The 7096-nt window shown below is 59.5% G+C and carries 9 protein-coding genes; 1 reads left to right on the plus strand and 8 read right to left on the minus strand.

From position 1 onward, the window contains the following. Nucleotides 1-99 precede the first annotated feature (99 nt). The 8 genes from ruvB to Q0239_RS00895 form a co-directional block, all read right to left on the minus strand. On the minus strand, nt 100-1122 hold the full coding sequence (gene ruvB, locus Q0239_RS00860; protein ID WP_298596917.1) for a Holliday junction branch migration DNA helicase RuvB: 1023 nt from the start codon (nt 1120-1122) through the stop codon (nt 100-102). A gap of 363 nt (nt 1123-1485) precedes the next feature. Next, nucleotides 1486-2094: a Holliday junction branch migration protein RuvA gene (gene ruvA, locus Q0239_RS00865; RefSeq protein ID WP_298596920.1), complete on the minus strand. Its 609-nt coding sequence runs from the start codon at nt 2092-2094 to the stop codon at nt 1486-1488. Between the two features lie 253 nt (nt 2095-2347). After that, nucleotides 2348-2818, minus strand: a complete 471-nt coding sequence (ruvC, locus tag Q0239_RS00870; RefSeq protein WP_298596923.1) for a crossover junction endodeoxyribonuclease RuvC — start codon at nt 2816-2818, stop codon at nt 2348-2350. Beyond that, nucleotides 2818-3561: a YebC/PmpR family DNA-binding transcriptional regulator gene (locus Q0239_RS00875; RefSeq protein ID WP_298596926.1), complete on the minus strand. Its 744-nt coding sequence runs from the start codon at nt 3559-3561 to the stop codon at nt 2818-2820. The genes ruvC and Q0239_RS00875 overlap by 1 nt, the downstream gene beginning before the upstream one ends. Before the next feature lie 79 nt (nt 3562-3640). Next, nucleotides 3641-3961: a heavy metal-binding domain-containing protein gene (locus Q0239_RS00880; protein ID WP_298596929.1), complete on the minus strand. Its 321-nt coding sequence runs from the start codon at nt 3959-3961 to the stop codon at nt 3641-3643. A gap of 28 nt (nt 3962-3989) precedes the next feature. After that, nucleotides 3990-4232 (minus strand): DUF2312 domain-containing protein, encoded by a 243-nt coding sequence (locus Q0239_RS00885; protein ID WP_115549962.1) that lies wholly within the window; start codon nt 4230-4232, stop codon nt 3990-3992. A gap of 92 nt (nt 4233-4324) precedes the next feature. After that, entirely contained in the window at nt 4325-5638 is a 1314-nt protein-coding gene (locus Q0239_RS00890; RefSeq protein WP_298596937.1) for an amidohydrolase family protein, read from the minus strand. Nucleotides 5639-5672: 34 nt separating this feature from the next. Next, the gene (locus Q0239_RS00895) at nt 5673-5963 is read right to left on the minus strand and encodes a DUF1244 domain-containing protein (protein ID WP_298596940.1); all 291 of its coding nucleotides are present in this window, start codon (nt 5961-5963) and stop codon (nt 5673-5675) included. Between the two features lie 84 nt (nt 5964-6047). Here Q0239_RS00895 and pyk point away from each other — a divergent pair. Next, the coding region (gene pyk / locus Q0239_RS00900) for a pyruvate kinase (RefSeq protein ID WP_298596943.1) at nt 6048-7096 on the plus strand (1049 nt) is incomplete at its 3' end.

Below are 7096 nucleotides of genomic sequence, written 5' to 3' on the forward strand. Positions count from 1 at the left end.
AAGCGGCTTAACCCAAGGATTCCATGACAGGAAGGGGGTTGTGCCGATACAGACTCAGTTGGTCGATGAAATGACTCGGACTATCGGGGAAAACCCCTGTCATTTGTCGAACAGGCCATCCTGCGCACCTGTCGGCGGCGTAATTCCGAGATGTTTCCAGCCCGGGCCGTTCAGCTGCCGCCCGCGTGCAGTGCGCGCAATCAGGCCGAGTTGCAGCAGATAGGGCTCAACCACATCCTCGATCGTATCGCGCGGTTCGGAAAGCCCCGCCGCCAGCGCCTCTACCCCCACAGGGCCGCCGCGATAGATATCTGCAATCATCATCAGATAGCGCCGGTCCATCGCATCGAGGCCGAGATTATCCACCTCCAGCCGGTTCAACGCGGCATCGGCGATTTTCGCGGTGACCAGTGTTTCACCTGCAACATTGGCGAAATCGCGCACGCGGCGCAGCAGTCGGCCGGCGATGCGCGGGGTACCGCGCGAACGCTTCGCCACTTCGCGCGCACCATCGGCGGCAATTTCAAGATCGAGCAATTTCGCTGCGCGGGTGACAACCAGCTCCAGCTCGTCATGCGTGTAAAAATTGAGGCGTACCGGAATGCCGAACCGGTCGCGCAGGGGCGTGGTGAGCAACCCCTGCCGCGTGGTCGCACCGACCAGCGTGAAGGCAGGCAGGTCAATCCGCACCGAGCGAGCTGAAGGCCCTTCGCCGATCATGATATCAAGCGCGCGATCCTCCATCGCCGGATAGAGGATTTCCTCGACCACCGGATTCAGGCGGTGGATTTCGTCGATGAACAGGACATCGCCTTCTTCCAGATTGGTCAGCAGCGCCGCCAGATCGCCCGACTTGGCGATCACGGGGCCAGAGGTCGAGCGGAAACCGACACCCATTTCCTTCGCCACAATCTGCGCCAGCGTGGTCTTGCCCAGCCCAGGCGGGCCGAAGAACAGCACATGATCGAGCGCATCGCCGCGCGATTTGGCCGCCTCGATAAAGACACGGAGGTTTTCGCGGGCTGCCTGCTGGCCGATAAATTCAGTCAGGCTTTTCGGGCGGAGAGCCGCGTCGATATCCTCAGGCTTGCGCATCGGGGTGAGGTGGGGGTTATCGGTCATAAAATTTTGCTAATGAAGTCAACTGTGTCCGACAATCTTCACATTCGTCATCTGGCCACAACTTCCAACGCTGTAACACGCTTTTCCAGGGAGCGTGCAAATACACCCATACCTGCAGCGGTTCACTGAAATGCAATGGTGACTTTCCACAATTGCGACAGCGTCCAAGCGGATGCGTAAGAAATACCCATAGCAAAATAGTCGGCGCACTAAGCAACAAAAGGATTACAAACTGTCCGAATGACAGATCTAGTGGATTTGATGGTGCGAACAGCAAAAACGCCCCAACTGCAAAAATCAGAATTTCCAATAGCCTAATGACAACTGAAATGGTGTAGGGCGAAAACCGCGCCAAACTGCCCATCACTTCGCCGCCCTCTTCAGCGCCAAGCGCACCAGTGCGTCGAGTGTCGCCCCTTCACCCAGCTCCTCAAGCGCCAGCGCAACCGCGCCTTGCGCCTCACCGGGTTTAAAGCCGAGGCCGGTGAGCGCCGCGACCGCATCGGACACATTATTATTGCCCGCCTTTGCCGCAGCAGCGAGTTTCGCGCCGCCGCCGATGCCCGCGATCGCGCCGACCTTGTCGCGCAACTCGTTGACAATGCGGCTGGCAAGTTTGGGGCCGACGCCGTTGGCGCGCGCGACCATCGCGCTGTCGCCATTGGCGATGGCAATGGTCAGGTCATCCGCCTCAAGCGCAGAAAGGATGGCGAGCGCCACCTTTGCGCCAACACCCTGCACGCCGATCAGCAGGCGGAACCAGTCACGTTCTTCGCGCGATGCGAAACCGATCAGCCTTTGGTCATTCTCGCTCACCAGCATTTCGGTGAAGACCGTCGCGAAATCGCCCGCACCGCCGAGCACCGCCAGCGTCCGCGCGCTTGCCTGCACCAGATAGCCGACGCCATTGACGTCGATTACCAGGCTGTCGACGCCGGTTTCATCGATGCGGCCGTAAAGTTTTGCGATCATGTAAGAGGGTTAGCTTGCCGCGCCCCAGTCGGCAAGCAAAAGAGAACATCGGGTGAACGGGTGTGAATTGGTTTCACGCAAAGACGCGAAGAAGCTCTTCTGCGGCGTAGCCGCAATTCGAAAACCTCCGCGAACTCTGCGCCTCTGCGTGAGCAAATTCTTGTCACGCAGAGGCGCAAAGGACGCAGAGAAAATGAAATGCGCTTCGCGCGCTCACTACCTTCGCGTCTTCGCGTCTTTGCGTGAAACGATTTTATCCCCGGATATGGTGCGCGTGCGTCACCGCGACGGCCAGCGCATCTGCCGCATCCTCACCTGCCAGTTTCAGCCCCGGCATCAACACGCGGAGCATCGCGGCGATCTGATCCTTGTCGGCCTTGCCGGTGCCGACCACCGATTTCTTGACCAACCGCGCCGCATATTCGGTGACGGGCGTGCGGTTGCGCGCCGCGCCGAGCAACACCACCCCTCGCGCCTGACCGAGCTTCAGCGTCGATTGCGGGTTCTTGTTGACGAATACTTCCTCAACCGCGGCACAATCGGGTTTGAAATGGTCGAGCACCGCCCGCAATTTCTCATCGATCGCCACCAGCCGGTTGGCTAGCGGCAGCTTTGCATCGGTGCTGATCTCGCCATTGTCGATATGGCTGAGGCGGTTGCCTTCCTTGACAATGACACCCCAACCGGTCGTGCCAAGGCCGGGGTCGAGGCCGAGAATGATCATCAGCCCAGCTTCGCCATCACCTCGTCAGAGACGTCATAATTGCCCCAAACCGTCTGGACGTCGTCGTCGTCTTCCAGCGCGTCGATCATCTTGAGCAGCGTTGCCGCATTGCTCTCGTCAACCTCGACCAGCGTTTGCGGTTTCCAGGCGAGCTTTGCGCTTTCGGCGGCGCCCAGCGTCGCTTCCAATGCCTTGGACACCTCGTGCAGCGCGTCCATCGCGGTCCAGATGCTGTGCTCTTCCTCACCGCTTTCAACGTCTTCGGCGCCTGCTTCAAGTGCTGCTTCAAACACAGTATCGGCATCGCCGACGCTGGCGGGATAGGTGATCAGGCCCATGCGGTCAAAGCCATGGCTCACCGCACCCGATGCGCCCAGATTGCCGCCATTCTTGCTGAACGCGGTGCGCACATTGGTGGCGGTGCGGTTGCGGTTGTCGGTCAGCGCTTCGACGATAACGGCAACACCGCCCGGGCCATAGCCTTCGGAGCGGATTTCTTCATAATCTTCGCCGCCGGCAGCTGCGGCCTTGTCGATCGCGCGCTGGATGTTGTCCTTGGGCATCGACTGCGCCTTGGCTGCGTTGACCGCGAGGCGGAGGCGCGGGTTCATGTCCGGATCGGGCATACCCATTTTCGCCGCAACGGTGATTTCGCGGCTGAGCTTGGAAAACATTGCCGAGCGCTTCTTATCCTGCGCGCCCTTGCGGTGCATGATGTTCTTGAATTTGCTATGGCCTGCCATGGCTCTCTTCTTTTCGGCTGAAGGTGATTTGAAGGCGCGCCCTTACATCAGGAAGCGCGCCTTCGGCAAGCCGCGAAGCTTATCCCAGTTTGACTGCCGTTCCCGACGCGCTGACCATCAGCATAGATCCCTGTGCTCCGAGAACCTCATAGTCGAGAGCGATGCCGATCACGCCATCTGCTCCCAAGGCGCGCGCCTCTTCAGCGAGTTCCTTGAGCGCAGTTTCACGCGCATCGCGCAGGGAGTTTTCGTAAGCGCCCGACCGGCCGCCGACGATGTCGCGTACGCTGGCAAACAGATCCTTGAAGATATTGGCACCGACAATGACTTCGCCGGTTACGACGCCCAGATATTGGGCGACAGGGCGGCCTTCGACGGTGGTTGTTGTGGTCATCAACATGGGGAGACTCCTCTAATGGAAGTCGCCCTTATGCCAATCCAAGCGCCGATTTGTAAGTCTCCAAAATGGCTTCCATTTCCTGACGATCATGGGTTTCCATTTTGCGCAGGCGAACAATCTGGCGCATGATCTTGGTGTCATAGCCCTGGCTCTTCGCTTCGCTGTAGACGTCGCGGATATCGTCGGCGATGCCCTTTTTCTCTTCTTCCAGACGCTCGATGCGTTCAATGAAAAGGCGCAACTGGTCGGCGGCGATATTGCCTTCAGACATTCTGGTCTCCTGTGATGTTTGGTGGGGCAGGCAGCCCCGAATCGATAATAGCTGCGATTAGCCGCAGTGCCGTTGTCGCGCCAAGCCTTTGTTCATTCGGGTGGAAAAGGCTGGCGTTTCCCGCCAAGCTTGTGAACGACGCCGCGCCGCATCACAAAATCGACTTTCTCCAGCGCCGTTATGTCTACCAATGGGTCAGCCGCTATGGCGATGATGTCGGCATCGCGGCCCGGCGCAATCACGCCAATGGGGCGATCGAGTTCCACGGCATTATCGGCGGTAGCGGATTTGATTGCCTGTGCTGGCGTCATGCCTGCCTTGACCATCAAGGCAAATTCCTTGGCATTATCGCCATGCGGAGCCACGCCACTGTCAGTGCCAAAGAGGATACGTACTCCGCCCTTGATGGCACGGGCCATGCTGGCCGCATGCGCTGCCGCGGCTTCCTCAGCCTTTGCGAGTTGTGGAGCCGGAGCATCGCCACGCCGCGCCTGTGCCAGTGCAGCAATGGGTGCGACCGCTGTCGGAACGAGCGCGGCCCCCTCGGCCTTGAACAGCTTCACAGTCTCATCGTCGATGAAACTGCCATGTTCGATGCTGTCCACCCCAGCGCGAAGCGCGGCATCGATGCCTTCCTTGCCATGCGCGTGCGCGGTGACCTTCCGGCCAAAGCTATGGCCAGTATCGACAATGGACTTCATCTCGGCGTCGGTCATCTGTTTGCCCAACCCGCCCGCAACATTCGAGCGAACCCCGCCGGTCGCAGCGAATTTGATGACTTCGGCTCCAATGGAGATTTGGGCGCGGACCGCACTGGCGCAGCTGTCCGGTCCGTCGCAGATGTTGGTGCGTTCGGCAGCGACAGCATGGGTAAAAGTGCGGTTCAAACCATTGACACCGCCATGACCGCCGGTCACCGATATCATCGTACCAGCTGGGATGATGGTGGGACCGACAATCACGCCATTGTTGATCGCATCGCGCAACGTCGCCGTGGCGCGCCCCTCACCGCCGAGATCACGAACGGTGGTGAACCCCGCCTCCAGCGTCAACCGGGCGTTGTTCTGCGCGATCACGAACACGTCTTCGACATCACGGCTGGGGCCTTCCAGGCGGCTGCGCAGCAGATTGTCGTCGCTGGAAATATGAACGTGCATGTCGATCAGCCCGGGGAGGACAAACTGCGTCTTGAGGTCTAAGAGCCGCGCTTCCGCTTCTGGTACGATGAAGCCGTCGCGCACTTCGGCCACCTTGCCATCGCGCACAATGATCGTCGATGCGCCGCGCGGAGCCTGCCCAGGCTGGTCGAGCAGTCGTCCGGCGTGGATATAGGTCGTGCTGCCCAACTGGGCAGCGAGTGGTGTGTTCGCCAACAGCAAAGTGGCCGCCAGAATCGCGCGCTTCATAATTTCTCTCCCCCGCAGATTCGATTTTACAAGGCTAGTTGTGCGCGGCGTTTTTCGCCAAGCTTTTTTCCATACGCTGCAACTGTTCGGGCGTCGCCTCGCTCTGATATTTCGCCTTCCATTCCGCAGGTGGCATGCCATGGATCAGGGTGCGTGCTTCTTCCTTCGAAAGCTCTGGCTGCGCCTCCATCACCCAATCCGCAAGGCAATTGCGGCAGAATCCAGCGAGGCCCATCAGTTCAATATTCTCGGCATCGTTGCGGTGCTGCAAGTGCGCGACCAGCCGCCTGAATGCCGCTGCTGCTGCCTGATCACTGATTTGCATAGCTATGCTCCCTTCCCGTTCCGGTTCCTCCCCGTTATGGGAGGCAAGAGAGACAAAATCCAGAGCGCGAAAGAGCCTTCCCAGATGCAATATCATAAGCCGCGCATGCGCAAAGTCCGCATTCTCGCCACTTTGGGCCCGGCAAGCGACACGCCAGAAATGATCGAAAAGCTGTTCCGCGCCGGGGCTGATGCTTTCCGCGTCAATATGAGCCATGGCGAACAGGGCGAAAAAGCCCAGCTGATCGCTAACATCCGCGCGCTTGAGAAGGCGTACAACCGTCCAACAACGATCCTCGTTGACTTGCAAGGGCCTAAGCTGCGCGTTGGCACATTTGCGGGTGGCAAGGTGGAGCTCAAGACGGGCGAACCTTTCCGTCTCGATACGAACAAGAAGGCAGGGGACGCGACGCGCGTCCATTTGCCGCATCCGGAAATCTTCGCCGCACTCGAAATCGATACCCGCCTGTTGCTCGACGACGGCAAAGTGGTGTTGCGGGTTACCGACATCAGCCCCGACCATATCGATACCAGTGTCGAGGTTGGCGGGATGCTCTCCGACCGCAAAGGGCTCAACGTACCAGATGTTGTCGTCCCCATCGCAGCACTGACTGACAAGGACCGTTCGGATCTGGCCTTTGCATTGGAGCAGGGCGTCGATTGGGTCGCAATGTCGTTCGTCCAACGACCGGAAGACGTTGCCGAGGGCAAAAAGCTGATCGGAGGCAAAGCGGCCTTGCTCGCCAAGATCGAAAAGCCAGCGGCCATCCACCGGCTAGAGGAAATCCTTGAACTTGCAGACGGCGTCATGGTGGCGCGTGGCGATCTGGGCGTCGAACTGCCACCCGAACAGGTTCCCCCGCTGCAAAAGAAAATCGTTTCGACCGCGCGTCAGATGGGCAAGCCTGTGGTCGTCGCGACGCAGATGCTCGAATCGATGATCGTATCGCCAACGCCGACCCGCGCCGAAGTTTCGGACGTCGCAACCGCGATCTACGACGGTGCAGACGCCGTGATGCTCTCGGCTGAAACCGCGGCGGGCGCCTGGCCGATCGAAGCCGTTTCGATCATGGACCGGATCGCCCAGCAGGTTGAAAGCGACCCCGATTTCTTCAAGCGCATTCACTTCACCGA

Origin of the sequence: uncultured Sphingorhabdus sp. (genome assembly GCF_937872355.1) — a bacterium.
Lineage (GTDB): Bacteria > Pseudomonadota > Alphaproteobacteria > Sphingomonadales > Sphingomonadaceae > Sphingorhabdus_B.

Bases quoted from the DNA above. Each gene is read 5' to 3' on its own strand.
- ruvB (WP_298596917.1), bottom strand. From the start codon at position 1,122: ATGACCGATAACCCCCACCTCACCCCGATGCGCAAGCCTGAGGATATC.
- ruvA (WP_298596920.1), bottom strand. From the start codon at position 2,094: ATGATCGCAAAACTTTACGGCCGCATCGATGAAACCGGCGTCGACAGC.
- ruvC (WP_298596923.1), bottom strand. From the start codon at position 2,818: ATGATCATTCTCGGCCTCGACCCCGGCCTTGGCACGACCGGTTGGGGT.
- Q0239_RS00875 (WP_298596926.1), bottom strand. From the start codon at position 3,561: ATGGCAGGCCATAGCAAATTCAAGAACATCATGCACCGCAAGGGCGCG.
- Q0239_RS00880 (WP_298596929.1), bottom strand. From the start codon at position 3,961: ATGTTGATGACCACAACAACCACCGTCGAAGGCCGCCCTGTCGCCCAA.
- Q0239_RS00885 (WP_115549962.1), bottom strand. From the start codon at position 4,232: ATGTCTGAAGGCAATATCGCCGCCGACCAGTTGCGCCTTTTCATTGAA.
- Q0239_RS00890 (WP_298596937.1), bottom strand. From the start codon at position 5,638: ATGAAGCGCGCGATTCTGGCGGCCACTTTGCTGTTGGCGAACACACCA.
- Q0239_RS00895 (WP_298596940.1), bottom strand. From the start codon at position 5,963: ATGCAAATCAGTGATCAGGCAGCAGCAGCGGCATTCAGGCGGCTGGTC.